Annotated in this window: 19 protein-coding genes; 4 read left to right on the forward strand and 15 right to left on the reverse strand. The window is 42.3% G+C overall.

Annotated features, from left to right (window positions below):
- Positions 1-7: 7 nt before the first annotated feature.
- The gene (locus FAY33_RS10990; protein WP_143321276.1) at positions 8-673 is read left to right on the forward strand and encodes an ABC transporter ATP-binding protein; all 666 of its coding nucleotides are present in this window, start codon (positions 8-10) and stop codon (positions 671-673) included.
- A gap of 11 nt (positions 674-684) precedes the next feature.
- Positions 685-1,119 (forward strand): FMN-binding protein, encoded by a 435-nt coding sequence (locus FAY33_RS10995; protein ID WP_143321277.1) that lies wholly within the window; start codon positions 685-687, stop codon positions 1,117-1,119.
- Between the two features lie 67 nt (positions 1,120-1,186).
- Here FAY33_RS10995 and FAY33_RS11000 read toward each other — a convergent pair whose 3' ends face one another.
- The 9 genes from FAY33_RS11000 to garD form a co-directional block, all read right to left on the reverse strand.
- On the reverse strand, positions 1,187-2,980 hold the full coding sequence (locus tag FAY33_RS11000; protein WP_143321278.1) for an ABC transporter ATP-binding protein: 1,794 nt from the start codon (positions 2,978-2,980) through the stop codon (positions 1,187-1,189).
- Positions 2,973-4,706: an ABC transporter ATP-binding protein gene (locus FAY33_RS11005; RefSeq protein ID WP_143321279.1), complete on the reverse strand. Its 1,734-nt coding sequence runs from the start codon at positions 4,704-4,706 to the stop codon at positions 2,973-2,975. The genes FAY33_RS11000 and FAY33_RS11005 overlap by 8 nt, the downstream gene beginning before the upstream one ends.
- Positions 4,707-4,874: 168 nt before the next feature.
- On the reverse strand, positions 4,875-5,642 hold the full coding sequence (locus FAY33_RS11010; protein ID WP_143321280.1) for a TatD family hydrolase: 768 nt from the start codon (positions 5,640-5,642) through the stop codon (positions 4,875-4,877).
- Between the two features lie 39 nt (positions 5,643-5,681).
- Positions 5,682-6,830: a BMP family ABC transporter substrate-binding protein gene (locus tag FAY33_RS11015; protein ID WP_143321281.1), complete on the reverse strand. Its 1,149-nt coding sequence runs from the start codon at positions 6,828-6,830 to the stop codon at positions 5,682-5,684.
- 73 nt (positions 6,831-6,903) lie between these two features.
- Positions 6,904-7,818, reverse strand: a complete 915-nt coding sequence (locus FAY33_RS11020) for an ABC transporter permease (RefSeq protein ID WP_143321282.1) — start codon at positions 7,816-7,818, stop codon at positions 6,904-6,906.
- Between the two features lie 13 nt (positions 7,819-7,831).
- On the reverse strand, positions 7,832-8,926 hold the full coding sequence (locus FAY33_RS11025; RefSeq protein WP_143321283.1) for an ABC transporter permease: 1,095 nt from the start codon (positions 8,924-8,926) through the stop codon (positions 7,832-7,834).
- Between the two features lies 1 nt (position 8,927).
- The gene (locus FAY33_RS11030; RefSeq protein ID WP_143321284.1) at positions 8,928-10,469 is read right to left on the reverse strand and encodes an ABC transporter ATP-binding protein; all 1,542 of its coding nucleotides are present in this window, start codon (positions 10,467-10,469) and stop codon (positions 8,928-8,930) included.
- A 9-nt stretch (positions 10,470-10,478) separates the two neighbouring features.
- A complete protein-coding gene (locus tag FAY33_RS11035) occupies positions 10,479-11,747 on the reverse strand; it encodes an amidohydrolase (RefSeq protein WP_243126701.1) in 1,269 nt (422 codons plus the stop codon).
- A gap of 251 nt (positions 11,748-11,998) precedes the next feature.
- Positions 11,999-13,522: a galactarate dehydratase gene (gene garD / locus FAY33_RS11040; RefSeq protein ID WP_347562684.1), complete on the reverse strand. Its 1,524-nt coding sequence runs from the start codon at positions 13,520-13,522 to the stop codon at positions 11,999-12,001.
- A gap of 169 nt (positions 13,523-13,691) precedes the next feature.
- Here garD and FAY33_RS11045 point away from each other — a divergent pair, with 169 nt between their 5' ends.
- Positions 13,692-14,609, forward strand: a complete 918-nt coding sequence (locus FAY33_RS11045) for a LysR family transcriptional regulator (protein ID WP_143321285.1) — start codon at positions 13,692-13,694, stop codon at positions 14,607-14,609.
- A 10-nt stretch (positions 14,610-14,619) separates the two neighbouring features.
- On the opposite strand, the gene FAY33_RS11050 is transcribed toward FAY33_RS11045, so the two are convergent.
- Positions 14,620-15,831, reverse strand: coding sequence for a glycoside hydrolase family 18 protein (locus FAY33_RS11050; RefSeq protein WP_143321286.1), 1,212 nt, complete (start codon positions 15,829-15,831; stop codon positions 14,620-14,622).
- A gap of 141 nt (positions 15,832-15,972) precedes the next feature.
- Entirely contained in the window at positions 15,973-20,040 is a 4,068-nt protein-coding gene (locus FAY33_RS11055) for a SpaA isopeptide-forming pilin-related protein (protein WP_143321287.1), read from the reverse strand.
- A 187-nt stretch (positions 20,041-20,227) separates the two neighbouring features.
- On the opposite strand from FAY33_RS11055, the gene FAY33_RS11060 reads away from it, so the two are divergent.
- Complete coding sequence (locus tag FAY33_RS11060; protein ID WP_143321288.1) at positions 20,228-21,628, forward strand: hypothetical protein; 1,401 nt, start codon at positions 20,228-20,230, stop codon at positions 21,626-21,628.
- Positions 21,629-21,697: 69 nt separating this feature from the next.
- Here the strand turns inward: FAY33_RS11060 and FAY33_RS11065 are convergent, their stop codons facing one another.
- From FAY33_RS11065 to FAY33_RS11080, 4 genes are read right to left on the reverse strand one after another with little or no spacing between them, the layout of a single operon-like run.
- Entirely contained in the window at positions 21,698-22,711 is a 1,014-nt protein-coding gene (locus FAY33_RS11065; protein ID WP_185967588.1) for a GTP-binding protein, read from the reverse strand.
- 23 nt (positions 22,712-22,734) lie between these two features.
- On the reverse strand, positions 22,735-23,601 hold the full coding sequence (locus FAY33_RS11070) for a TIGR03943 family protein (RefSeq protein ID WP_143321290.1): 867 nt from the start codon (positions 23,599-23,601) through the stop codon (positions 22,735-22,737).
- Positions 23,598-25,151 (reverse strand): permease, encoded by a 1,554-nt coding sequence (locus FAY33_RS11075; protein WP_143321291.1) that lies wholly within the window; start codon positions 25,149-25,151, stop codon positions 23,598-23,600. Before FAY33_RS11075 ends, FAY33_RS11070 begins: the two co-directional genes overlap by 4 nt.
- Positions 25,148-26,095 carry a GTP-binding protein gene (locus tag FAY33_RS11080; RefSeq protein WP_143321292.1) on the reverse strand — a complete coding sequence of 316 codons (948 nt, stop codon included), beginning with the start codon at positions 26,093-26,095 and terminating at the stop codon, positions 25,148-25,150. The genes FAY33_RS11075 and FAY33_RS11080 overlap by 4 nt, the downstream gene beginning before the upstream one ends.
- Positions 26,096-26,114: the final 19 nt, after the last annotated feature.

Here is a 26,114-nt window from a genome sequence, read left to right on the forward strand (position 1 = left end):
GAAGAACATGAATTTATTGGAATTAAATGATATCTCAAAAATATATGGAACTGTAAAAGCATTGCAAAATATCAACCTGACGGTCAAACAAGGAGAATGGATTGCCATCATGGGTCCTTCTGGTTCTGGAAAAAGTACCATGATGAACATTATCGGCTGTATGGATAAGCCCACAAGCGGCTCTGTGATCTTAGATGGAACCAACATCTCAAAGGAAAACTCCAGAAGCCTGACAAACATCCGGAGGGATAAAATCGGACTGGTTTTCCAGCAGTTTCATCTGGTCAATTATTTAACAGCACTGGAAAATGTCATGGTAGCCCAATACTACCACAGTATACCCGATGAAAAAGAAGCAAAAAAGGCTTTGGAGCGGGTCGGACTTTTAGAACGTGCAAAACATCTTCCCAGCCAGCTCTCAGGCGGAGAACAGCAGCGCGTCTGCATTGCAAGGGCACTGATCAATTACCCCATGCTGATTCTTGCCGATGAGCCTACGGGCAATCTGGACGAAGCCAACGAAGGTCTTGTTATGGATATTTTCAAACAGCTTCACAAAGAAGGCAGTACGATTGTGGTTGTAACCCATGACCCGGAAGTTGCGGAGGAAGCCCAGAGAACCATTGTTCTGGAACATGGACGGATCGCAGGAGTCGAAGAAAATAACAAATAAGGAGGTTTTTTATGAAACGTTTTACCACTTTCATTCCTTTTATTCTAATTCTGAGCATCGTCCTTTTATCCGGATGCAGTAAAAGCACCGGTCAGACTGCTTATAAAGATGGAACCTATACCGGAAAAAGCAGTACGGACGACAGAGGTGCCTATGGAGAGGCGTCAATCACGATTGCAGATGGGAAAATTACGGAATGCACGTACATAACCTGGCAGGAGGACGGAACGCAAAAAGATGAAAATTACGGAAAAGTAAACGGGGAAGTCTCCAATCCGGATTTTTACAACAAGGCTCAGACAGCCGTTCATGCCATGAAGGAATACGCAGATAAACTGGTAGAAGTCCAGAAACCAGAAGAAATTGATGCAGTTTCCGGTGCAACCGTTGCTTATAATCAATTTAAAGAGGCTGTTTCCCAGGCACTTGACAGTGCAAAGCAGTAACTGAAAAAGTACTTCTCTTACCTGTTTCATTGTGTAAGAGAAGTACTTTTTTTGCAGACAGGGCAGATTATGTCAACTGCTTTGCACCTGTATATAGTTCATAATAACGGCCTTTTTTTGAAATCAATTCTTCATGATTGCCCCGTTCCATGATCTCCCCCTGGTCAAGAACCAGTATGACGTCTGCATTGCGGACCGTGGATAAGCGGTGAGCGATGACAAATACCGTCTTATTTTCCATAATGGCATCCATTCCCTGTTCCAGCAGTTTTTCCGTACGGGTATCAATGGAACTTGTTGCCTCATCAAGAATCAGGACTGGAGGATTGGCAACGGCTGCCCTGGCAATGGCAAGAAGCTGCCGTTGTCCCAGAGACAGATTGTCTCCGTCATTTTTCAGCATGGTATCATATCCCATAGGAAGTCGGCGGATAAAAGAATCCGCATTGGATAACCGGGCGGCTTTTCTCACATCTTCGTCTGTAGCCTGAAGATTGCCATAGCGGATATTCTCCGTAATGGTTCCCGTAAACAGATGGGTATCCTGTAATACCAGGGCAAGACAGGATCTTAAATCCTTCTTTTTCATATCCTTAATATTAATTCCATCGTAAGTAATGGTACCGCTCTGAATATCATAAAACCGGTTAATCAGATTAATAATGGTGGTTTTTCCCGCCCCTGTTGCCCCAACAAAAGCAATCTTCTGTCCTGGTTTTGCATAAAGGCTGATCTTCTTTAATATGGTTTTACTGGAATCATAACCAAAGGCCACATCGTGAAATGTGACTTCTCCCCGCACAGGAACCAGGTTTTTGCTTTCAGGCATCTCCCAGGCAGAACTTTCCCTGGATAAAACCACCTTTCCTTCATCTGTTTCTTTTTCTAAATCAAAAACGTGAAGAATCCGCTCCGCTCCTGCCATGCCGGCAAGAAAGAGGTTGATCTGCTGAGTGAACTGATTGGCTGGCACAGAAAACTGCCTTACAAAAATCAGATAGGAAGCCAGTGTTCCAAGATCCAGCAAATTTTTGATCACCATAAATCCCCCTGCACAAACAGTAAACGTATAATTCATGAATCCAATGCTTACAACCATAGGTCCCATAATACTGGAATACGTAAATGCGTTGGTGGAAGCAACCCGCAGCTCTTCATTATAAGTCCTGAAATTTTTTAAGTTTACTGCTTCACGTCCAAAGACCTTCTCAACCTTCTGCCCTTCGATCATCTCCCGGATAAATCCATTTAAAGCTGCCATAAAGGTTTGTCTTCTGCCATAATACTTCTTTGATCTTTTTCCATTATCGTAGATTACAAAGACCATGGCGCCCAGACAGACAAGCGTGAAAAATGTCAGGGGAATGTTTAATACAAACATCATAATAAGAGAACCAAAGACTGTAATAAAGCTTTGTGTCATAAGAGAAAAGCAGGTATTGAGTGCATTCTCAATGGTATCAATATCATTGGTAAAATAACTCATTACATTACCGTCGCTATTGGAATCAAAGTAAGAAAGAGGCAGGGAATTCACATGTCCAAACAGGTCCTTTCTGAGCGCAGTAATCATCTTCTGGGTTACTCTTACCATGATCTGACTGCTTATAAAATTAAATAAAACACCAATCAGATAAATCACAATGAGCGCTGCAACAGACATTTTAAGTCCCCTTACATCTCCCGGAAGAATGTAGCGGTTGATGATGGGACGCAGCAGATAGGAACCTGCAATTCCAGCCAGTCCGCTGATTCCCGACAGGATAACCACCAGGATCAAAAAAAACCGATTGGGTTTAAAATACGCTTCATACCGTTTTAGAATTGCCATCATACTTTTCTGTCTGGATGATTTAGTCATTGAGAACGCCTCCCTTCTGTTGAGAATAATAAATCTCCTGGTAGATCTGATTATGGGAGAGCAATTCCTCATGGGTGCCTGTCTCATCAATCATTCCGTCATTTAAAATGACAATTTTGTCCGCATGGGAAACAGAAGTAATACGCTGGGCAATGATAATCTTTGTGGTATGCGGATATTCCTCTTTCAGATTTTCATACAGCTTCTTTTCCGTATTCATATCCAGGGCAGACGTGGAATCGTCAAAGATTAAGATCTTTGGTTCTTTCAGCAAAGCTCTTGCAATACAGAGTCTTTGTTTCTGTCCTCCGGAAAGGTTATTGCCCCCTTCCTCCACATGGAATTCATACCCGTCTTTTTTCTGTTCAATAAATTCACTGGCACAGGCAATGTCACAGGCCCGTCTCATCTGAGAGACTGTGGCATCTTCATTGCCCCACCGTAAATTTTCTGTGATGGTCCCGCTAAAGAGGGTATTTTTTTGAAGCACCATGCCAACCTCTTCTCTTAAATGTTCCAGAGAATAATCTTTTACCGGAATATTATCAATCCATACCGTTCCATCAGTGGCATCGTAAAGCCTTGGAATCAGTTGTACCAGAGATGTCTTGGAAGATCCGGTTCCGCCAAGGATTCCAACGGTTTCTCCCGGCTGGATAAAAAGATTCACATCTTTTAAAACAAACTCTTTTGCAGACTTGCTGTATTTAAAGGAAACATTCTCCATTCGTACAGAGCCTTTTGTTATCCGGTTTTCCCGGCTGCCTTCATCCCCTAACTCAACCTCCTCTACCAACACTTCATTGATCCGGTGAAAGGATTCCCTTGCCTTTGTCAGATTAATAAAAACTGCAGAGATCAGCATAAGAGAGTTTAATATCTGCAGAACATAGCTTAAAAAGCCCGTAAGCTGACCAACCAAAAGCCTGTCTGCAATTATAAGATTACCGCCAAACCAAACAATTGCAATAATGGTTCCATACATCACAAACTGCATGATGGGGGAGTTCATCATGGACAGACTGTATGCGTGAATGGATGAATCTTTTAAATCCTGGTTCACTTCTTCGAACTTGACCCCTTCATAAGGCTCTCTTGCATATGCCTTTACCACCCGAATCCCCCGTAAGTTCTCCTGTGTGACCCGGTTTAACACATCAACTGTTTTTTGCATCCGATGATAAACAGGAGCCAGATACTTAACCACCAGATAAAGTAAAAAACCTAAGATTGGAATGGCAATAAAGAAAACCACCGCCAGTTCTCTGCTTAAAATCACTGCCATCACAACACCGGATAAAAGCATAATCGGCGCCCGAAAGATAGACCGGACTCCAGGTGTGACCGCATTCTGTATGATCACCACATCAGAAGTCAGCCTGGTAATCAAAGAGGGATTGGTAAAGTGATCCATATTGGAGAAGGAAAAAGACTGTACCTTCTGATAAACCTTATCCCGGATTTCAGCCGCAAATCCATTGCCGAACTTAGAAAAATTATTGCTGCATCCCCTGCCAAAAAGAAAGGATAAAATGGATAAAAGTAAAATCACCCCTCCAATTCTCAAAATATAACCAAAATCCTTTTTGACAATTCCATAATCAATAATCTTTGCCATAAATGTTGGAATCATGATTTCAAATACAGCTTCCAAAATACAGCAAAAGAAACCAATGCCCCACTCTTTCTTGTACTTCCCCCCATACTTTACGAACTTTCTAAACATCTTCCTTCCATCCTCGCCTTTGTTCTTTGGTTATTCCGTATAATTGTAAGCGCTTACAATTTCTATTATAATCCTGAAAAAGGAAAAATACAAACACAATTTAAAAAAAGACAAATTCACTTTATTTCCAATGAATTTGTCTTTTTTTATTATGTTTGATAACAGGTTCTATGCTTTTTTAAACAGACGGTTATAGTTTTCCCACACTGCCGTTTCCAATACCTCTGAGGGGATTTTTCTCTGTTCACAGATATATCTGGCTACATGGGATACAAAAGCTGGTTCATTTTGTCGATCCTGAACCGGCACTGGTGTCAGATTGGGTGCATCTGTTTCAATCAGAATACGATCCAGAGCAATCTCTCTTACTGCCTTCTGGGTCTCTGTATCCTCCAGCTCAAACGTAATATTTCCGGAAAAAGAAAAGTACATGCCCAGTTTTTCAAACTCTTTTACATAGGAGTATCCGGCACTGTAACAGTGCATAATTCCACCTGTTTTAGAGTATTGTTTCATAAGTTCCAGCGTATCATCGGCAGCCAGCCGGTTGTGAATCAGAATTGGTTTTTTCACCTTTTGGGCAAGTTCCATCTGCCGGATAAATGCTTCTTTCTGAATGGAACGGGGTACGTCATCGGAAAAATAGTCCAGACCGATCTCTCCCACCGCCACAATCTTTTCATGCTTCACAAACTCTTCCAGTAATAGAAAATCTCTTTCCGTAAACTTTAAGATATCATTGGGATAATACCCTACTGCCACATCATACAGATCATCTTTCTCCGCATATTTAAGAGCTGTCTCCGCCTCTTTTAAATCGAGACAGACCGCAAGAATCTTTCCCACTCCTGCGTCCTTCGCCGTTTTTGTGATCTCTTCCAGTCTGGGAAATAAAAATTCACCAAACACATGGGCATGACTGTCTATTAATCTCATACACTTCTTCTCTTTCTGCAGATATACAGGTGTTTTGTCTTACTCAGCCGCACTCTTAATCAATGCAGAAATATCATCTGTTGACATGGAAGCTGCTGTACTGGAAGTAATGCTTCCATCAGCAAGCTGAGACTGAATGTCTTTTAACTTCTTTACATTTTCTTCGCCGATTGCAGCAGTTAACTGATCGTTGTATACAATTCCAACACCATCAATTTCCAGACCATAGGTAATCTCTGATCCGAATGGCACGCTGTTTTCATCTGCTGCATACTGATTAATAATATTGATAAAAGCATTGCCCAGGTTCTTAAGAGCTGATGTCATAACTGCTTTTTCGTATCCGCTTCCAGCTAATGTAACTGACTGGTCTGCATCCACACCAATTGACATAACGCCATCGGCTTCTGCTGCTGCTTCAAGAACTCCGTTACCAGAACCTCCTGCACACTGGAACACCACATCAGCACCTTCTGCAATCTGAGCTTCTGTGATGGATTTTGCATTGGCTGTATCTGTATAAGAACCATTATAAGCAGTTAAAACTTTAATGTCAGATCTTACACTTTTTGCTCCTTCAATATATCCTACAAGAAATTCATTAACAACGATAGAGTCCTTACCGCCTACAAAAGCAATGGTGCCGGTTTTGGAATAATAAGCCGCTGCTGCACCAGAAAGATAACCGGACTGGCTTGAGTTAAATAACACGCTTAACACATTTGGAAGATCTCCAGCGGAAAAATCAAGGGGCTGGTCAAATAAAATCCATTTGATGTCCGGGTATTCTTTTGGAAGATTTGCAAATGTCTCTGCATTCTGATATCCGGTTCCTACAATCACATCATATCCAGCATCGGCTGCTTCATAAAATGCATCCACCCATACGGTATCATCGGTTCCTATTTCAACTGGTTCCACATCAACCGTATCGCTGCTCTCTTCTTTCAGCTTTACTGCACCTTCATAAAGAGACTGGGAAAAGGAGTTGTCGGAAAATGTACTCAGACATACTTTCACTTTCAGTTTATCTTTCTTTGCAGTGCTGTCAGCACCTGCCTTTGTTTCTGCACCGGAAGTCTCATTGCCGGTAACTTCGGTTTTGGACTGGCTGCCGCCACATGCTGCTAAGGATAATACCATAGCTGATGCCAGGGTAACTGCCAAGATCTTCTTAACTAATTTCATAACGATTTCCTCCTAAAATAATTCACTGTGTTTCTATATAAACGAGATACCAGATACCTCTATTTAATAGCAATTAAAAACTTTCTTTTTCCTTATTGCGATGTTTATAATAAGCGCTGAATATACCATAAAATATAATAATCAGGATAAATGGCACCAGACTCACCAGATAGCTGTCCACATTCTTTAACTGGAGATAGATCGCAATCGCGCTTCCAAATCCATAAAGTAAGGAACTTAACATTCCTAAGAGAGCATTTCCTGCTGCAATCGCATTGGTTGCCAGAGCAATGTAACCACGGCCTGAAACCATTCCGGTTGTAAACTGATGGATATATCCCATGGAAAGATAACACCCTCCAAGGCTTACCAGTGAACCACTGATGAACATTGCCTGATACTGTATCTTTTTAATATTAATACCAACTGATTCTGCTGCTTCTGGTGATTCTCCTACTGCCCGGACTTTAAATCCGAACTTTGTCTTCTTTAAAAGAATGTAAATCAATACAGAAACTATAAATGCTAAGTACGTCAACACATTATGCCCGGAAAAAACTCTTCCCAGTATAGGAATGTTCGCTATAATCGGAAGATTTATGTTTGGAAAATAAAGGGATGCAAGAGAATTGCTGGTTGTCTTGTCACCTGTAATGGCAAATAGAAGTAACGTACAGCCGCCTGCCGCTGCAAGATTCATGGCAATACCTGCAATTACCGCATTGGTCTTCATACCAATAATACAATAGGCAAGGATCATGGCAAACACGACTCCGCAAAGCCAGCCACCAAGCAGTCCCACAAAAAGATTGCCGGAAAAAGCGCTGAATAAAACGCCTGCAAGTGCGGAAACCGACATGCCTCCCTCCATACCTAAATTTAAAATTCCTGCCCGGCTTGCAATCACAGCCGCAATGGTGGCAAATAACACAGGGGTGGTTGCCTTAAAAACCGTATACCAGAAATCCACTTTAAAAAACATATCCATCTCAACTGCCTCCTTACGCTGCTTCCTCTGCCGATGTAATCTGATTCATCAATGCTTCTTTTTCTTCCCTGCGTTTTTTCAGTTGGTAAAGGAAACGCTCCGAAGCAATCAAAAGAATAATAATTGCCTGAATAACGGACAGAATATCTTCGTCTGCATAACCGCCACGGGACATCAGCCTTGCGCCGATTCTGATGTAAGATAAAAAGAATGCGGCTGCCGGAATCAATGCAGGATTTTTTCCAGCCAGCAAGTTGATTAAAATTCCATCCCACACATAGCTGAGGGACTCCGTCCAGGAAAACTTATTATATCTTCCTATCATCTCCACTGCGCCCCCGATTCCTGCAAACGCACCGCCGATGATCTGAGAAGAGATGATAACGGCACTTACGTTAATTCCTGCATATTTGGCAAACTTTTTATTGGAACCTGTCACCTGGAGTGCCCGTCCGTAACTGGTTTTATTAATAAGAATTGAAGCAAAAACCACCACGAGAATCATAATTACAAATCCCCAATGGGTGCTTGTACCCTTTACCATGGTTCCAAGTGTTGCAGTAGGTTCAAACTTTACAGAGTAAGAGCCATTGGAACTGTCCAGATAAAAACGCCGGATAATAAAGTATCCGCCATTGAAAAAGATATATCCCATCATCAGGGAAACAACCATCTCACTGGCACCTGTATATTTTTTTATTAAAACCGGAATATAGCCAATCACCGCTCCCACCAGAGCACCTGCAAGAATAATGAGAAGCTGGTGAAGCCCGTTTGGAAGCTGGAACTGAATGGCAATCGCAGCCGCCGTTACACCAGAGAAATAAAAAGCACTGTCTGCTGCCAGAGAAAACAATCCTGATTTGTGCATAATATTAATAGAAAGCCCTGCAAACACAAGGGGAATCATAGTCTCAATAATATTAAAAAATGTTCTTCTTCCAGAAGTAAATGGCCCTGCAAAAAATTTAAAAAGGGCTTTATTCCAATCTGCTCCCGCACTGATACTGATAATAATTGCTGCTATAATAAATGCAAGTCCCACCGCAGCGGTGATTCTTGTAATACTATACCAGTTCTTATTCCAGAATGCTTTGATTTCCTTCATCTCATGCCTCCATTAGCTTCTCTTTTGAATCTTTCTTTAAACCAAGCATGTAGTATCCCAGTTCCTGATCACTGGTATGTTTTACATCTTCAATCAGCCCTGCTATCTTTCCTTCACTAAAGACAATAATCCGGTCACTTAACGCCCGAAGCCGTCCTAAATCCCCGCTTACTAAAATCATGGACTTTCCCTTTGCACGCATGTTTAAGATCTCCTGATAGATGAAATCCTCTGCACCTACATCCACACCACGGGTGGGCTGGTTCAGAATAATGACCTCTGCCTGATTGGTAAATTCTCTGGCAATAATGGCTTTTTGAATATTTCCGCCGGATAAACTTTTGATAGTTGACTTGCTGCTCATGGTCTTTACTTTAAAGTCTTTGATACACTGGCTGCAGTATTCTTCAATTTTTCGTTTATTTAATACTGCAAATCTGCTGGTAAACCGCTTTAAATTGGTTGCAATTAAATTGTCCTCTACACTCATATTCAAAGAACAGCCATCTGTATCCCGGTCTTCCGAAATATGCCCGATTCCAAGATCCCGGATCTTCTTAATGCTGCATGAGGTCAGATCTGTTTCCTTAAAAATTACGGTCCCCTCATCAGGTTTCATATTGCCGGTAATCACATCCATGGCTTCTTTCTGACCATTTCCCTCAATTCCTGCAATTCCAAGAATCTCTCCTGCCCTTAAAGAAAAGCTGACTTCATCAAGTCTCCTGGTTCCAAACTTGTCGGTATAACGAATGCCATTGACCTTTAAAACAGGAGCACCTGCCTTAATCTCATCCTTTTCATAGTCAAAAGAAACATCCCGCCCCACCATTAAGTTGGAGATCTGTTCTACCGTGACATCTGCCACTTCATAGGTTCCAACAGACCGCCCGCTTTTTAAAACAGTCAGCCTGTCGCATAAATATTTTACTTCATTGAGTTTATGAGAGATAAAAAGAATGGTATATCCTTCTTTTTTCAGATTTAAAAGCTGCTCAAAAAGCTCCTGTGTCTCCTGAGGTGCCAAAACTGCCGTAGGCTCATCCAATATAATGATCCTGGCTCCCCGGTACATGGTCTTCAATATCTCCAGCTTCTGCTTCATCCCTACGGAGATATCCCGTACCAGCTTTTGCGCTTCAACATGAAGATTATACCGTTCTGCAATGTCCATCGTCTCTTTGATACACTTCTTTTTATAAACAAATCCCAGCTTATTGGGTTCAATTCCAAGTGTCAGATTCTCAGCAACCGTCAAAGATGGAACCAACATCATGTGCTGGGGCACCATTCCGATTCCTGCTCTGATGGCATCCTTGCTGGAATGAAAATGAACTTCCGATCCATGGAGATAAATCTTGCCTTCCGTAACTTCCTCCACACCAAACAACATCTTCATTAATGTGGATTTTCCTGCTCCATTCTCTCCGACAAGAGCATGGATCTCCCCTTCCCTTGCGCTGAAATTAATCTTATAATTCGCTAATGTACCTCCGGGATAGATCTTCGTCAGATCCTCCACTTTTAATATCTCTTTTTCCATGTCGACCTCTCAATTATTCGTCTCACGCAGCCAGTTTTTTAAATAAAATTCTTTTCGTTCTTTATATGATTCTGTTTTTACCTGATACTCCGGATTCATAAATATATCGTAAATCGTGCCTGCCATCACTTTAATGACATCGCCGTAAACAAATTCTTCCTCCACAATCTCGAAATCATGGCTGTGGAATCTTCCCTTCATTCCAGAAAAACCAAACTGAATGGTAGGAAGTAAATACCCCACATCTCCAATATCTCCTGCCGCACCGGATATTACGTTGCGCTCAATTAGTTCTTCTTTGCAGTATAGCTTCATATTCGCAAATACGGCTTCATTGATCTTTTCCGACTGTTTTAAAGGCATATAGCCGATGGTGTCAATGATATCACAGGTCAGACCAAGCGCTTTTGCACATGCGTTTACACAGCAGTCAAATTTTTCTTCCAGTTCCAGCAAAGTATCGGTCTGATTGGCCCTTAAATCCGATTCAATCACCGCTTCATCCGGAATGGCATTGGAAGAAACTCCTCCTTTTGTAAGCAGCGGATACAGTCTGATTCCCTGTTCCGGTGCAAACTGGTCTGTTAAGAAAGACAGAGCCTGTATTGCAAGAGTTGCCCCATGAAGGGCATTGCGTCCAAGATAAGGTGCTGCTCCTGAATGAGCCGCCTTTCCATGGAAAACCACCTGCTTTCTCGTAAATCCTGCCAGGGTGGAATTCACATCAAAAACCCTTCCTTCCTCTCCATTAATATGAGCAGACAACACACAATCCATGCCGTCAAAGACACCTTTTGCAATCATATCCTGCTTCCCGGAGAGATAGTTTACTTCCCCTGATTCCACATAACGCTTCCTGTCCTCCAGACAGATGAATTCTTCTGCCGGAGTGAATAAAAAGGTTAATTTCCCATTTATCTTATCCATAAATCCGCTCTCGCTGAAAATAAGAGCAAGAGCCATCAGCATGGTTACCTGTACGCTGTGACCGCAGGAATGAATCTTCATCTCCCCTTCCGGTCCTTTGACCAGCATGGCATCCATGTCTGCCAGCACACCGATATGATATCCGCTTCCGCTTCCCAAGGTGACTTTTATCCCGGTTCTGCTGATGTGTTCCTCATAAGGAATCTTATGGGCATTAAAAAAAGAAGCGATGAGTCGGGCCGTATCCTGTTCACAAAACCCCAATTCTGGTGTTGCAAACAACATGCGCCCTTGCATCCTCAACTCTTCCTTATATTTATTTACATATTCTAATAATCCATTCTTTGTCATATGGTTGTCCTTTATGAAAATAGTTATCCCCCTATGATACTATATCACCGCCATTTAACAATATCTTAACATGACTAATACTCTAACATAAAACGACAAAAAATTCAATCGAATTTTCGCACATTTTATATCTGTCGAAAAATGTCTTATTCTGTCATTTTGGTAAGAACCAAAATCCCCCGTACAGAAGAATAGAGCGGGATTCTTTTGAATCCCACTCTAAGTATTATTGCCTTTATTAAAATTAATAATCAGGTGATTGGCGCAGGGTTAAAAATACATAGATCATTATGGAATCCATATTGATCACTATAGGGTCTTTTTCTTCCTGATGCCACATCAATCATATATTCAAACAGTTCTGTTCCCACTTCTGCAATGGTCTTCTCTCCGGTTGCGATCTTACCGGCAGAGATATCAATCATATCAAACCAGTGCTCCTTCATCTCTGTTCTGCTGCAGACTTTAATGACTGGTGCCAGTTCCAGTCCATAAGGAGTTCCTCTTCCTGTCATAAACACCTGAAGCCCTATTCCTGCTGCAAGCTGGGAAGGACCGCAGACAATATCAGATGCAGGAGTTGCACAGTATACCAGACCGTGAGTGGATGGCCGTTCTCCAGGTCCGATCACTTCCACAATAGGAGCTGTACCGGATTTTGCAATGGAGCCCATGGCTTTCTCCACAATATTCGCCAGTCCTCCCATCTTATTGCCTGGAGTTGGATTGGCATCCCGGTCCACTCCTCCTTCTGCCAGATAATCATCATACCATTTCATTTCCTGTGCCAGACGGTCCCTTACCTCTTCATTCACACATCTCTCCGCCAGCAGATGAACGCCGTCACGAACCTCCGTCACTTCACTGAATAATACCGTTCCACCGCCTCTTACCAGCATATCGGCAGCATAGCCTGCACTTGGATTGGCTGTCAGACCGCTGAACGCATCGCTTCCTCCGCACTGCATTCCCACTAACAGCTTTTTTAAAGGCAGTTCTACTCTGCGCCGTTCATTCAGCTTCATTAACTTCTTTTCAGCCATATTAAGAATCTGCTTCATCATCTCATCATGTCCATGGCAGTCCTGAATGGTGAGGCAGTTTTCCGGTGTGATTTCTTCCGGCTCCAGAAGCTGGTCATAAGTCAGCTTTTCACAGCCAAGTCCCAACAGCATGATCTGTCCGCCAAAGTTTGGATGCCTGATGATATTTCTGAGCGAACGAATGGGAATCTCCGCCCTGGGTGCCTTGATTGCAACCCCACAGCCATAAGGATGGGTGACTGCAATCACATCTTCTACATTGGGGTATTTGGGTAGCAGTTCTTTCTTTATTCTTTCTACTGCAACTCTTGCCACGCCTGCCACACACTGGACGCTGGTCATTATCCCCAGTATATTTCTGGTTCCCGCATATCCCTCTCCATTGTCATATCCCATAAATGTCTTAACCGGAGGCTCTGGCAATTCTTCCATTGCAACCACATTGGTTCCATAGGGCATGTTGTGAAGTTCTGGAGATTCCGGCAGAATGAGCATATGCTCATTTACCCATGCTCCGGCTTTGATATCCTCCTTCGCATAGCCAAGAACCACGCCATAACGCCGTATGGGTTCTCCTTTTTTAATCTCACAAAGGGCAATTTTATGAGATTGGGGAATTGGGGAAAGGGTAAAAACTCCAGATACAATCTCCGTCCCTCCTTCCAGATCATGAATGGCGATCCCTACGTTATCCTGGGGTTTCACCTGAATAAAAAGCGGTTTTTCCATCATCCATTACCTCCATCACTGTTTTTTGGATTTTTGTCTATTATTTTTTCATTTTACACTTTTCTTTTATGCACTTTTATTATATAAATAAGGTATATAAAAATCAACTTAATTAAAATAACATAATGTTTAGTTTTTCTTAACTTCATTCCAAAAATCAGGAGGATATCAAATGGACACAAAATTAATTGAATATATTCTGACTATTGCCAAGCATCAAAGCATCTCCCGTGCAGCCGACGAATTATACGTTACCCAGTCTGCACTGAATCAGCAGCTTCTTAAACTGGAACGGGAGATGGGTTCCCCTCTTTTTATTCGGATCAGAAACCACTGGGAACTGACGGAGATCGGAAAACTCTACGTGGAAAACGGCAAAAAGATCTTAACCATTAAACAGGAAACCTACAAACAGATCCAGGACTTATCCAGACACTGGAACAGTTCCATTGCCATCGGTCTGACACCGGAACGAGGTATTCAGATGTTCACTGCCATCTATGAAGACATTCATAAAAAGTATCCGGACACTGTTTTTCTGCCTATCGAAGCCTCTGTGGATTCTCAGGTGAAAATGATGGACAGCAATCGTCTTGATCTGGGCTTTCATACCATTTCAGATCACAAGTACAAACATTTTACTTACGAACACATTTTGTGGGAACCCTTTTACCTTTGCGTCCCTAAAACCCATCCGCTGGCGCACTCCTTGAGTAATACCGATGAAAAATATCCTTTTCTGTCTTTGGCAGAATGTAAAAACGATGTTTTCAGTCTGGTTAAAAAAACATCAACCATGCGAAGCATCATAAACCTTCTCTTTGAAAAAGCAGGATTTTCTCCTCAGGTCATGTTTGAATCAGACAGCATGAGAACCCTGCGTCATCTGGCTGCAAACGGACGATGCTTAACAATTATTCCAAGATGCTATGCCACCAAAAGAGAGGATGTCTCCTACTTCTCCCTGGGAGACAATGCCACCTGGGAGCTTTGTGCCGTTTATCCGAAGAATACTTATCTGACCCTTGCAGCCAGAGACTTTATCTCCATGGCTTCTGCTTACTGGAAAACACATTTATATATAGAATAAACAGGAACACCTAATGCTGATGCAGTCCCTTATGTAATTCACCAAGCAATTCTCCCGACGGGTCCTGGCTCAATTCCCATACCATGGCCCCTCCCAGCTTTTTCGTGTCAATAAAACCTGATTTATAGGAAATGGATTCCGGGTCCTCATAACTGATAAAGATTGTTCCATTAAATAGCCAGGGGACTTTTGACTGGGAATGAAATGATCTGGTGTATCCGGACTGATTGAGATAATTATTTTTAATTGCCTGATAGCCAATGGAGCTTGCTCCCCCAAACCTCTGGTATACTCCCTGGTTTAAATCGGTAACGGAGGAATAGAGATATCCATAAAACGGAATTCCCATTACCAGCTTTTCCGATGGAAATTCCGCCTCCAGCCAGGCATTGACGCCCTGCTCCACACTGGTTTTGTACTGAGGGGAAGGATCATCGTTGCTGTAAAGGGGTGCAAGAAAATCCGTATGTAAATCCCAGTGACCATGAAGATCATAGGTCATAAGATTGGCATAGTCTAAATAAGGTGCAATCCGGGCTAATTCAACCTTATTGACATAAGAACTGTCCGCTCCCCCTGCAATGGTCAAAAGGTAATGTCTGCCATCCTGGCTGCCTCTTGTATCCAGCTTCTCTCTCACCGTTTTTAAAAGCAGAGTGAAATTTTCTTTATCTTCTTGGCGCTTTCCGTTGGTGGCTAAGCCTCCGCCAACCGGATACTCCCAATCCAGGTCTACACCGTCAAATCCGTATTGAAGAATAAAATCCACACAACTGTCAGCAAATGCCCTTCGGTTTTCCTCTGTCAATGCGGCATCGGAAAATCTCCCTGACCAGTTCCAGCCTCCTACAGAAAGCAAAATCTTTAAATCCGGATTCTTTTCTTTCAAAGACATGAGCTGTCTGATGTTCTCCCCATCTATGTCCGGATACCCAAGAGCCAGTTTGAAATCGGAATCAATGTTGGCAAACGCATAATTAATATGGGTCAGCTTGTCTGCCTGGATCTGATTGGGAGTAAACTGGGAATAGGCAGCCCATGCCGCGTAATATCCCACGATCTTTTTTTCCGGCACTTCCTGGGTTTCCGTTAATGAAACCGGCTGGGAAGATGGAGCTGGTTCATTTTCCGCAAATACGGGGGAACTGCCCTGGGAGATACTTACGGTTAACAGAAATGCAGAGATCGCAGCTATCATCGTTTTCATCTTACGTTTCTTCATTTTACCATCCTTCTTATACCTGTTTTTACAAGTATATCATATGGTTTTTCCTTGCATAGAGAGTAAAATATGGTTGAAATTCCTTATATTGGATGAAAAAACCGGAGCAGACACAACTAGGTCTGCTCCAGTCTTTTTATCTTATTTTCCCTTCCGGGCCCTTACTAACAGCAAGAGGGATAGTAAAAGTGCTCCAAAACCGGTAGTCATAAGAATGATTCCATAGATTGCTCTAGACTCCATTCCCACTTCTCCTGTTTTAGGAAGTCCTTCTGGATTCCCCCATTTTGCTCCTTTGGGAACCTGGTCTGATAAATTAACGGTTTCTTCCGGTTCTGTTGTAATATTACCAGCTGGAACCTTATTAATTATGTCAACCAACTCTTTCTTTGGTTTTCCGGGAGAATTACTGGTTCTTTCATTTCCGCCGGAATTTCCGGGTTTTCCGGGTTTTTCTGGCTTCTCTGGCTTTTGGGGTTTCTCCGGCTCTGATGGAGTTCCAGGAGTAAGTTCTCTGGTATTCATAAAAGCCGCTGTCTGAACTTCATCTGCCTGGATTATTCCCTGGGCGCCTGAACTGGTGCTGGTATAACCATCGGCACTGTAGTCTGCTTCTGTAACCACATAACCAGTATCCTTCGGCACTCCCTGTATGGTAATGCTTTCTCCGTGAGCAAGAGAAATCTTGCCGCCGTTTGATATGACTCCATCTAAAACACCATCGCCTACATAGGAATAAGGACCTGCTTTTCCATCAAAGGTTACGGTAAAGTCAAATTTTTTCCTGATGTCAGAGCCATTACCTGCTACTGTTTTTGTAATTTTCAAATTTCCGACCGTACCATCTTTATGATTTTCAATGGTTATGGCATTGCTGTTTTCCCCCTCTTTTCCATCAATAGAGGCAGTTACCTTTTTGCCATCCCGTTTCACAACCAGGGTATGGGCTGTGCCGTCTAATACATATCCGGCCGGGGCAGCAGTTTCCCGTAAGATGTATTCTCCATCAGGAATCACTTTCATTTTTAACAATCCATCACTTCCTGTAACACCTTTACGGATTATGGTTGTTTTATCTTTTGCAAAGAGGGTAAACGCCGCACCTTTTAACGGATTTCCTAATGGGTCTGTTTTCGTAATGGCAATCCATCCATTTCTCTTCATGCTGGCTCCACCGTCTGCATTGGTAATTACATAAGACTGGCTGGTTTCCACACTATGAGAATCCTCTCCAAACAGCAGGACCTTGTTTGACACATTTCCCGGCTCTCCGGTTACATCTGTAATGTAACTGAAACGATATGCAGTTTTAGGGTCTGGAATATCAAATCTCAATTCCCTTGCCGTATTGTCATAGAACAGATTCTTTCCTGGCTTTAATTCTACCTCGGCACCAGGAGTGTAAGATCCGTCTGCCTGAAGAATCATTTCGTTGACTTTAAAATTATCTTCCTCCCCATCGTTCATGAGAAGCTGACCTGCCTGATTCATACGGACATCAATTCCCGCAGGTAGTGTATCACGCAGGCTGAGAGCCATTGTTGAAATCTCAGAAGGTTGATACTCCACGGTCCACAGCAGAACTCCTGGAACTGGAATCGAAGAGGATTTGTTTAACAATCTGCTGATAATCTGTACATCACGGGTAACCGATACCTCCGGAGACCGCTCTGTGGTCAATGACAGCCTGTTTGTTACCGTAGTTGTCTGATTGTCATTAAAATATCCTTTCACCGTGTCTGCATCTGGCTTTGCTTTCACAAGGATTACATAGGGTTTATCCAGGTTCTTAAAGGTGAAGGTAATGGTAGTGTTATCTTCACTGATCTCATGAGTCAATCCTTCCACCTCTACTGCTTGTGAGGGACTGGCAGTAATACTGCCATTGGAATCACCTGATTTTTCTCCGGTAAAGATGAGATACGGGGAACCTTTTTCTATCTCTTCCAATATCCAGCCTTTTGGCAATGTATCTTTTACCGTAACGGAACCCATCATGGCACCTGTTCCATCTTCCTTGTGGGATAAATCCAAACCATTTGCATTGACATTGAGACGGAATATAACTGATTTTTCTTTGTAGTCAAAGCCTTCCGCAGAATTTTGGGTTTTGTTATTCACACCTGACTGAGGGTCTTTGACTGCCTCCCGTTTTAACATCTCTTTCCATAACATCCGGCTGTTATAGGGAACCCGGGGGGTGTCTTCTTTCAGCTTTATATCTTTGCTGAAAAGAGCAGCCGTATTCTGAACCGATGAACCGTTAACAGAAGTAAACACAGCCGGATTCATTACCTCAGTTTCGTAAGTAAAACTGGCTTCTGATGTTTCATAACCAGTGATTTCCAAAAGGTCTCCGACCCGCTCTTCTCCCTGTAATATCGGAATAACCTTAAGTTCTAAACCAGAACCGTTAAAAGTGCCGGCTTTATACTTTAAGCCATATCCGGCTTTTAGATCCTGATTTTTAATACCTTTTGGAATTCCGGTTAAAGAACTGAGATCAACCCCACTATTCTCGTAAATGAGGAGATCGTATACCTTTGCATCCGGAATGATCTGACCTTGAGGCTTGACTGTTACAGTCCATGAAACAGTCCCCTTTGAAGGATCTGCTTTTCCAGTCTTATGAATGGCATCGTATCCAATTCCTACTCCGATTTTTCCTGTTCCTACCCCTTCAGCTCCCTCCCACTTCATGGAAGCTTCATTGTAATAAGTAGTCTTTCCTGCAGTAATTTCATCATTGGGAACTTTTGTAACAATGGTCAGCCGAATCTGAGATTCAATATCTCCGATTTCATATTCGCCCTTTTCGTTGGGTTCTATCTCCGTGGAATTTTCATAAGAAGAGCCATTCCATATTTCCCAATTTGCAGAAGCAAACTCAAGCTTTTTACCTGACTCCCTGATTTCCGGAGAAAGTACATCGGTAATAACTACACCCTTTAGGGGAACGCCGTTTTGATTGGCTATTATGGTCCAGGTAATGGTTCTGTCTTTGGGATTATAGATGCCTTCACTTCCCTCACCGCCTGGTTCTCCCTTCTTTTCAATCCACTTGGGCACCCAATAAACAATTGCTTCATCATCTTTTTTTAATTCATATTCTTCATTATAAAGCTCTGCCTTATTGCGAATGGTCTGTGGGGTGAGAGCATAATAAAGTTCTTCCGGAACCTTTGTCTCAAAAGTGATAATCTGCTTCCCCACCGATTCTGCAGGAAATACATATTCCAGCTTATTTTCCTGGTGCACAGGGGTTTTGGGTTCTCCACCTATCTGAAAGGAATCGGTAAGATATTCTCCAACTGTCTTTAAATCATCTGAAAATTTATATCCTGCCAGATCAACCGCTTCTCCGCCCTGACTGGCACTCACCTCAACCTTCCATTCTACAGAATGATTTTTCATATTGAAATTGCCGGACTTTTTCACTTCATATACAATTTCAACAGGAGGTATCACCACTGTGTATGACTTATCAAGAACATAAATCTGTTTCTCCCCTTCTTTTTGGGGAATATCTGAGGTATCTAAATCAAAGTCCAAATGAAACCAGCCGCTGACTGTATTTAAAGTTCCATCAAAAACTTCTTCGTCTCCATCAAAAATAATATGAGCAGAAACCACTTTTGTATCAGGGTTCAAAGAAATTTTGGCATGACCGATTACATTGGTTCCGCTTTTTTCTTTTAATTCAACTGTTTTTCCTTCTAAAAGCTTAAATCCATCACTTAAATCAAATTCTGCCGTATCATTTCTGTTTATGATTACAGGAGGCGTGGGTTCATCGCCCTCTACCGGAACATCAAAAAAGATATCAACAGAAACCTTTTCTTTCCCGTTTAGTTTTCCCCCTTCTTCTATCTTGTCTTCACCCTGTTTTAATTCAGCTCTAAGGTTTTCCAAAGCCCCCGTCTTGTCTTCACCCATTTCATTTTTTAGTGCGGTGGCAGGTGTTGCCATAGGGTCACCTGGCTTGATTTTGCTCCTGTCAGAGACTTTCGCTGCACTGGAATGGGTTGCCTTTTTGGAAATGCCTGTTTCCTTTCTCGCACTGGAAGGAGATGCCAGATCTGTTCCTGCCATCTCCGCCCCGGCTCCCATCTCACCTGCATAAACAGTATGAACAGGCATTATCATATTCCATATAATCATCAGTATTAACATCCAGCTTATGTATTGCTTTCGCTTCTTTTTTTTCACTCATTGTCCTCCTATACTCTTCTTTCGAGATTATTTCCAGATCATTCCAGTAAAACCTCAAAAAAATTATACCCAGTATGGAAAGTTCATGCTTGAAAAAATGGGAAAATAAAGTTACAATACATAGTAAAGTTCAGAAAAATTATGTAACTATTTTTCCAGGATAGGAAAAAACGGGAGATATTCTATGAGAATTGGTTTGTTATTAGAAGGACTTATTAATATTGCGCAGACAGCTAAGACTGATTTTGCAATCAGTATGAATATGACCCCAAGCGGGTTAAGTAAAATTCTAAAGGGCGGCAGACTGCCCTTTATCAAAGAGAAGAGACTCTTTAGCAGACAGGCGGCAGCATATTTTGCAGAAGTGTTTTACAGTCACCAATGTTACACAAAACTTTTTTCTTTATTTCCAGTCATCTATGATTTTAATTCCAAATATGAGTTGGAGATATTTTTGTCCTGTGCTATAGAACATGCCATTGACAAAGACTTTGAAGATGAAAATGACGGAAATCCAGTTCATCCAGACCGGGAAGCAACCTTTTTGGGGAAGAAAAATGTTTTGAATCTGTTCTGCGTCATCGTATCAGACTACCTGACTGATGGAAATAAAGAACCATTGGAATTCTACAGCACCCTGCCTTTTATGGATCATCAATATTCTGATATCTTTAGCCGGATCAGAATCACCGATTCAAAAAAAGACGAAAACATTCCATTTTATCAGTTTCTGCACTTTTCCGCACTGGAATCGGTTCAGGAACTCTACCATCTGGACACGATTTCCTCCATTGCAAACGTGCAAAAATACTTAGATTTAAATCTGCTGGATACTCAGGAGGACACCGGCAACCCCTTTTTACTCCTTCGTGGACAATACCTCCTGCTTTTTGGCATTCAGCTTGACGGAACCCCGATGATGACCTTTATTACCCAGAAAAGTTATCTCAACACCTTTTACACCGCTCTGATGCGGAAAGGCAGAAAAAAGATCAGCTACAGCGGAGAAGAAGCAAAAGCATTGCTTTCCGCCGATTCCACCCTGCTTTCCAGGCTGACCGGCGGTTCCATTGATGCAATATATAATTTTATTCCCATTGGATATCTGGTTCGAAAGGAAGAATTAATTTCCGATTCCGTCGACGATCCTCTAAAAGATACCATGCTTACATACCTGCAGAACATTTTAACCGAAAAAACACGTTTTTATTTTACCATTGATTCCACCGTTGTTTTTCAGGCAAACGGACTTACGATTATTCCCTTACTCGGTACAACCCAGATTCCCCAGGAGGAACGGATTGATTATTTAAAGAGATTTAACCCTTATATCAGCCAAGGGCATTTTCATCTGGTTAGCAGAGACTTTCCTAATATTGCAGTAATCTGCTCCAAAGGAATGAGTATTGTTTATCTGCATGACAATGAGCAGGAAAAAATCCACTACTTTCAGACAGATATTCTAAACCGGATTTTGAAGAAGGAAATTGCAGATAATACCACCAAATCAGTGGATTTTCATGTGGATTTGTGGAATATATTCCTGGATGAAATGTCCAAAGATAATCGCAACATCGCCTATTGAATTCATTATATCAGACAATAAAAAAGCCAGAGACTTCCGGTTTTTCCAACCGTACAATCTCTGGCTTTTTTACTGTCTGATACAGGCATTTAAGGACTCTTTTAATTTCTCTTCCTCTAACTGCTTTCCAATAAATACAATCTGACTGCCCTGTTCTGAGTCTTCAACGGAAGGAACCGGAGTGATCGCAACACTGTTTCCTGCCTGTTCAAAAAGAATTGTCTCTTCCGGTCTGTCAAAAAAGCGGATATACCCTTTTGCTCTTATAATTTCCCTTGGATAATGATTCTCAATCCAGTCATAGAAACGGGCTTCCTCAAACCCTTCCTCTCTCTCATAAACAAAGGACTTTATTCCATAATCATGGTCATGCTCCCCGTCTGCCAATGCTTTATTCAGTGCACAGGCTCCATGGAGACGGTCATAATCATAGAGTCTCCGGTTAAATATTTTGTGAAGGGGTACTTCACTGTTGGTTGTCTTAATCAGTTCCGCCTCCGGAGACAATATTTTAATGATGGACTCCACCTGCTCCAGTTCCTTCGATGTAAGAAGATCACATTTATTCAATAGAATAATATTAGAAAACTCGATCTGCTCCATAACCAGATTTATCACATCTTCTTCCTCTGTTTCATAGGAAGTCTGATATTGTTCCAATTCTTCCAGAAATTCAGAAGCAATCCGGTTTCCATCGGCTACAGCCACCACCGAATCCAGATATGCTGGAAATTCTTCTCCCTCTTCCTCAAACCCATCGGCAATGCTCATGGGACTGCTGACACCAGAAGCCTCCACAACAATTGCATCTACCGAGTCATCCATGGCAAGCGTTCGGATGTCCTGAATAAAATCTTCTTTTAAGTCACAGCAGATACAGCCATTTGTAAGCTCCAGCACCGGATTTTGAAAATCCTGCCTGCTTTTGCCCCGAAGCAGCCTGGCATCTACGTTAACGGCTCCCAGGTCATTGACAACCACAGCAAGACGTGTTTCCTGTGCCTGGTTTAACAGATAATTTAACAACGTTGTCTTGCCCGCTCCCAGATAACCACTTATTAATGTAACTGGTTTTTTCCTCATGATTCTCCTTCTTATCTCTGTCATCAGTAAGGATATACATATTCCTCAGACGGTTTCTCCGCCTCCTTCATATCCAGTGCATCAATCACCGCATAACCCTCTTTCACTTTCACGTTTCCTGTGAGGGTAATCCAGTCATTTTCTTTGAAAGGCATATCTCCCGGAACCTCTGTCATAAGCCCCATTGGAGCCATATCTGCCGCACAGCACCACATGGATAAACGGACCAGAGCAAATTCATTGTCCTTCCGGTCCTCTAAATCCGTCAGCACCAGTCCTTTCATGGTAATCGTATATCCTTCATATTTCTGGGGATTCATTCCCAGTTCATTTACCCATACCCCAAAGTCTTCATCACTGACATCAATGGTTTTTGTCTCTTCATTCAGTCCCGGAATCTCAAAAGAAGGTGGTGTAGTCTGGATCACCGTTCTTGTCTTTTGTTCTGGAACTTCCAGATCGTTTCCTTCTTCCACCTGTTCCGGCTTTTCCAGATTCTCTTGTCCATAGTATTCATAATCTTCCCTGGACTCTTCCGGAATCTGATATCCGCCGGAAGATGAGGTAATACTGGAACTGGAAAGCCCCTTTACCATGGCACCAGCTGCTGGAGGTGCCGGCGGAACAGCAAAAAGCAGAATGGGAACCACCAGAACCAGACACCGCTTCACTCTTTTTTTATACTGGGGGCGGAACAGGTTTTTTCCGTTGACTCCTGCCCACAGTATCATCAATGCGGATAATCCATACAGATAAGGCTTCATGCGAGGAGTTACATAATTAAGATATGTGCCGGTAATTGTAAGGCGGAATAGAAGCACACCAAAAAGAAAATAACACCCCGACTCTATAAGCACCTGGGGATTCAACCCTTTTCCTTTTAATTTCATACTCTGATTCCTCCGTTTTCAAATACTGAAAATGCCAATACCGTCAAAAAACAGACGACAAAAACACTGACCAGCAGTCTTAAAATAAAAGTCTTTCTAAAACCCGATAAAAGCATGGCTACATTTTTTATATCCATCATGGGACCAAAGACAAGAAACCCGATGACTGCACCTGCCGGAAAGCTTTGAGACAGACTTCTTGCCACCACTGCATCTGAAGAAGAACACAGCGATAAGACAAATGCCATTGCCATCATGAACAAAATTGCAGCCCATAACGTAATTCCTGCCCCGGAACGGACCATAGCCGGCTGAAACTGCTGGAACAGGCTGGAAATAAATATCCCGGTCAACAAATACTTACCTACATTAAAAAATTCATTCTGTGCATGACGCATCAATAGAAAAAAGCGGGAAGTTCCCTTTGTCTCATTTCCTCTGTTCCAGTTATCCTCCCAGTCTTTTGCTTTTACTGGAAGTATCTCTGCTCCAAACACTGCTTTGGGTGGAACCAGAAGATAGGTCAGACCAGTGACCACCGCACAGAAGATTCCAAGCCCTAACCTGGCACCGAGAATCTTTATATTTCCCTGAAACGCATACCAGGTGGAGAGAATCACAACCGGATTAATGACCGGAGATACCAGCATGAATGTTACCGCTGCTGATATGGGAACCTTTTTCTTCACCAGACTTTTAAAGATGGGAATGGAGGCACAGTCACAGACCGGAAGGCAGAAACCGGCAAATACCGCAAATAACTGGGCAAGAACTACGTTCTTTGGAAATCTTCTCTGAATCCAGCCAGGGCTGATGAACACCTGAATGGCTGATGAAAGCAAAACACCAATGGCAAGAAATGGAACCGCCTGTAAAAACACTCCTAAGAAAACGGTCAGAAATACATCTACAGAAAAGCTTGAACTGCCAAGAGCCGGCTTCACAATCAAATACAAAATTACTGCAACAGATATGGATAAGAGCCACATCTGAGGTTTTAAATCATAGTGAAACAATTTCCTTCGAAGCTGTTTCCATGAATTTTCCGTATAAACAGGAATTCCGGAAAGGACCTTTAAGCCCTTTCCTTTCCTTCCTGCTTCTTTTGTTACATAAACACAATCACTGGCAGCAATCTGTGACATGGATATGGAACCGGAATCTGCGATCTGACGTTCCAGGTTCTCTCCTGCCGCTGCATAAATCACCTTTTCTATACTGATAACCGGTCTGGCACAAAACTGCAAAAACATCTGTTCCAGAGTATGAAAGTGCTCCATCCCGTTCCACTCTATCAAGACCAGATCAACGGGATGCGCTTCCAGCTCCTCCCATATTCTTTCACTCACCTCAAAAGGTGTTTCTTCTATCTGAGTCTTTGAACAGGCAAAAGACCTGACCTGATCTGATTCCAGTAACGGCACATCCCCTTGCTCAAACTGAATTACAAGAACCGTCTGCTCCTCAAGTTCTTCCTTTATCAACCGGTTTATCAGCGTGGTTTTGCCGGAATCCAGCAATCCGGTTATTACCCATGCCGGAATAGTCATATAATTTCTCCTTCAAATAACAATTTTATTTGTTCTTCTTTCAGTCCAGTTCCGATGAAACAGAGATAAAAGCCTTCTGCGCCAGTGGATTGTACTTTAAGCATGCCTGGTATGTAATGAAATATTAACCTTCCATTCGGACTGTTTATGATTCCTTTTCCACGCAGAATCATCCCATCGGCTTCCTTTATAACCCGGTTAATCTTTTCCCTCAATTCTTCCTCTGTCAGCACGTTCTCATATTCCAGTGTTACTGAGGTAAAGATTCCTTTTACCAATTGAAAGGGAGAAGAAATCCGGTTGGCGATACGCCCCATCTTCGGCACCTGACGGCTTTCATTTTCTAGCACTTTTACAGCGTTCACCCTCTCCCCGGAACAAAATACTTCCCCGGGAATGCTGTCCCAGAAGTCTGCTTCGATCCGGGCTTCCTGATTCAGTTCTCTTATTTTTCCAATGATATCTTCCGTCTTTGCCATATCTCCGCTTTGATGGCTTAACAAAATCAGATCCGCATAACAGATCTGATCCACATAAAATTCTCCGTAATTTTCCCTGTATTTATCAAATCTCGTTTCATCTACAACTGCAATACACCGTTTGATCTGAACAAGATCCTTTCGTTTCAGACATGCCCGGATAATATCAGAAAGCTTTCCCACACCAGATGGTTCTACCACAATTACATCAGGCTCATATTCTGCTGACACGAAAGAAAGGGATTTATGGAAATCCCCTGTCATGCTGCAGCAGATACAGCCTGATTGAATGCTTGTAACTGTAATCTCACTGTCTGTTAAATAGCTGGAATCAATTCCTGCTTCTCCAAAGTCATTTTCAATGACTACAATTTTCTTTCCCTGGAACACAGTACCGGACATGGTCTGTATCAGCGTAGTCTTTCCTGCTCCCAGAAAACCAGATACAATATAAAGGTCTGTCATATTCTACTCCTTATGGTTC

The sequence above is a fragment of the Clostridium sp. HBUAS56010 genome (assembly GCF_007115105.1).
Taxonomy (GTDB): Bacteria; Bacillota; Clostridia; order Lachnospirales; family Lachnospiraceae; genus Lacrimispora.

Excerpts from the sequence above, each read along its gene's own strand:
- FAY33_RS11020 (WP_143321282.1), bottom strand. The coding sequence starts at position 7,818 with ATGGATATGTTTTTTAAAGTGGATTTCTGGTATACGGTTTTTAAGGCA.
- FAY33_RS11045 (WP_143321285.1), top strand. The coding sequence starts at position 13,692 with ATGGACACAAAATTAATTGAATATATTCTGACTATTGCCAAGCATCAA.
- FAY33_RS11080 (WP_143321292.1), bottom strand. The coding sequence starts at position 26,095 with ATGACAGACCTTTATATTGTATCTGGTTTTCTGGGAGCAGGAAAGACT.
- FAY33_RS11050 (WP_143321286.1), bottom strand. The coding sequence starts at position 15,831 with ATGAAGAAACGTAAGATGAAAACGATGATAGCTGCGATCTCTGCATTT.
- FAY33_RS11035 (WP_243126701.1), bottom strand. The coding sequence starts at position 11,747 with ATGACAAAGAATGGATTATTAGAATATGTAAATAAATATAAGGAAGAG.
- FAY33_RS11005 (WP_143321279.1), bottom strand. The coding sequence starts at position 4,706 with ATGTTTAGAAAGTTCGTAAAGTATGGGGGGAAGTACAAGAAAGAGTGG.
- garD (WP_347562684.1), bottom strand. The coding sequence starts at position 13,522 with ATGATGGAAAAACCGCTTTTTATTCAGGTGAAACCCCAGGATAACGTA.
- FAY33_RS11025 (WP_143321283.1), bottom strand. The coding sequence starts at position 8,926 with ATGAAGGAAATCAAAGCATTCTGGAATAAGAACTGGTATAGTATTACA.
- FAY33_RS11060 (WP_143321288.1), top strand. The coding sequence starts at position 20,228 with ATGAGAATTGGTTTGTTATTAGAAGGACTTATTAATATTGCGCAGACA.
- FAY33_RS11070 (WP_143321290.1), bottom strand. The coding sequence starts at position 23,601 with ATGAAATTAAAAGGAAAAGGGTTGAATCCCCAGGTGCTTATAGAGTCG.
- FAY33_RS11010 (WP_143321280.1), bottom strand. The coding sequence starts at position 5,642 with ATGAGATTAATAGACAGTCATGCCCATGTGTTTGGTGAATTTTTATTT.
- FAY33_RS10990 (WP_143321276.1), top strand. The coding sequence starts at position 8 with ATGAATTTATTGGAATTAAATGATATCTCAAAAATATATGGAACTGTA.
- FAY33_RS10995 (WP_143321277.1), top strand. The coding sequence starts at position 685 with ATGAAACGTTTTACCACTTTCATTCCTTTTATTCTAATTCTGAGCATC.
- FAY33_RS11065 (WP_185967588.1), bottom strand. The coding sequence starts at position 22,711 with ATGAGGAAAAAACCAGTTACATTAATAAGTGGTTATCTGGGAGCGGGC.
- FAY33_RS11075 (WP_143321291.1), bottom strand. The coding sequence starts at position 25,151 with ATGACTATTCCGGCATGGGTAATAACCGGATTGCTGGATTCCGGCAAA.
- FAY33_RS11015 (WP_143321281.1), bottom strand. The coding sequence starts at position 6,830 with ATGAAATTAGTTAAGAAGATCTTGGCAGTTACCCTGGCATCAGCTATG.
- FAY33_RS11000 (WP_143321278.1), bottom strand. The coding sequence starts at position 2,980 with ATGACTAAATCATCCAGACAGAAAAGTATGATGGCAATTCTAAAACGG.
- FAY33_RS11030 (WP_143321284.1), bottom strand. The coding sequence starts at position 10,469 with ATGGAAAAAGAGATATTAAAAGTGGAGGATCTGACGAAGATCTATCCC.